The following is a 2,113-nucleotide window of genomic DNA, read 5'->3' on the forward strand; positions in this document are numbered from 1 at the left end:
TCACGCTGAAGACCCCAGAGGATTTGCAAAGAGAACTTATGGAGGGTGGGGGAGACTGACCTCTAGGTGCATCGTGCTCTTTGGTGGGGGGAAATAACCTGGTCTACGTACTTGGTGCGATGTACGTTGTGCTGTGCGTAAATGGCCCGCAGTCGGCCCGCCATTTACGTACATCGTCCGTCGTGCTACGTCCTCGACTTAATAACATGTGTATAAATGGCCCGCCACCGGCCGCCATTTGATGCAATTGATTAATCAGTGAGGTGGCGGGCCGGCGGGCCACCGGCGGGCCCCGGCCATAAACTCCCACCGTAACGCTTCTAAAGTAGATTTTTAAGTGCTCAACATAATTAAAATGGCCCGCCGCCCGCCCACCGCTAGTTTTCCCCCCATAAGGTATGCAAAAGGAGTACCAAATGAACAAGCCTGTAGCCTGGACAGTCCAAGAGTTCCTAAACAAAGAATGTAGTAGTGCAGATGTAGGCAAGCCCAAAGCGGTGTTTCCCCCGCAGGAATCGTTGTTCATCGAGGCCACCATCGCGACACTTCGTGAACTGCCTGAACCAAACATGGCTGAGCTTAGGCAAGCTGCATTGCGCGTCGCGCGCGGCACGATGGGCTATGAGGAATTTCTCATTAAGAACCCTGAGTTCACGAAGAAGTTTCTGCTCTCCATGGCTCGTGAAATCATTAAGCCTCCAGCACCAACTGCAGTCCAGGTTAACCTGAGCTGGGTTCAACCGGGCCGCTTGAGCTACCGCGACAGTCTTGCCATTGAGAATGAAGCATCAGACCTTGGACATCCACCATTGCAAGGTTTTAGACCTGAGAACTAAAAGCTAGACCCTGCGGTTTACTCCCACACTTACGGAGGCCCCATGATCAAGACCGAAGCTCAATGTGCTCTGTTCGTCGTTGGCCATTGCTCTCCCGTTGGCAGCCCGGCGAACTCTGATGGTCTGATCAAAGGACCTTCCGAGCAGCGAGCAGAAGCTCCTTTGAGTCGTTGAAACCGAGCTTTGGAGTCTGTGGCACTCGAAGCACCTGAGCCTTAACTTGCACCGCTCGTCTAGGTCCTTTGGACTTGGTTCGACGTACTGCGTACTAGCTAGTACGTACCTCGCGGCTATACAGGGTCATTGCGCGCTACTGAGCTAATAGCTCGATGGTCGAGCCAGCAATTCGGGTCCCATATATACGAGCCTACGGGTTAATGGAGAACTGCGCATGGAATCTACAGTACCTCGCACTATGGTTGCGCCGGCAGTCAGCTCCCCCATTTGGCGGCGATCAACCTTGTTCAAGGGGTACTCGGCTAGCTCTGGTGGTTCGATCAGAGAGACAAGCACTCTGTACGAGATACCAGACGACCACGTATTGGAGCCGGGACTATTGATGGTGTCGCTGATAGATCCAAGCGGCATGCACTACTACGCGGCTCGGGCTGAGGTGGTCCTGGACTGCTTCATCGGTTCACCAGCTGAGCGCACTAGTGTCCTGTTCAGAGACGGTGACTGGTCAGACTGCAGCATTCAGAACTTGGCGTGGGTCTGCTCGGGCGTGTGACTTGGTGTCTCTCGGGCATGTGCTTCTTGAACTGTCAAAGCACCTTATCCAGAGTCTCACACCATGAGCACAAGGCATTGAGCTTGGCGAGACGTACGTTGTGCGATGCGCGATGGGCTTTGTCCATTGGTCTGGGCATATAGCCCCGCGTCGCGGACATGGGGGGGCCAGGGACAATGGGCGGGCCGCTCAGTCCTACGAATAAGCCCAATATTCACTGTCCATGCCCCACCTAAAAAATACTTTCCAAATATTCCTTATCTACATTGCACATTGTCCGTCGTGCTCTGTGCTGGCCGCCCCTCCTCCCCCGCCTTACGGCAAAACTACAGCTCAGAGGCTTTGCTCCCCGCCGATGGTCCTGGCGCGGCACATAGGCCCTGAGCTGCAGTTCTGCTCCTCGCCTTACTCCCCCGCCTTACTCCCCGCCTTGTGCTTCAGTGCCCTTATTTGCGCTATCTCCAATCTCAATTCGGATATAGCGTTGTCCCATCGCTTTTGATTCATCACTGCATCATTGATTTCATCTGAGTACTTACTCTCATTA

At 54.0% G+C, this 2,113-nt stretch carries 1 protein-coding gene; it reads left to right on the forward strand.

Annotation, left to right across the window (positions count from 1 at the left end; genetic code table 11):
- Positions 1-398 precede the first annotated feature (398 nt).
- Positions 399-836, forward strand: a complete 438-nt coding sequence (locus VLA04_01285) for a hypothetical protein (protein ID HSI20330.1) — start codon at positions 399-401, stop codon at positions 834-836.
- Positions 837-2,113 lie beyond the last annotated feature (1,277 nt).

The organism is Verrucomicrobiia bacterium, assembly GCA_035460805.1.
Taxonomy (GTDB): Bacteria; Patescibacteriota; UBA1384; order CAILIB01; family CAILIB01; genus DATHWI01.

Excerpts from the sequence above, each read along its gene's own strand:
- VLA04_01285 (HSI20330.1), top strand. The coding sequence starts at position 399 with ATGCAAAAGGAGTACCAAATGAACAAGCCTGTAGCCTGGACAGTCCAA.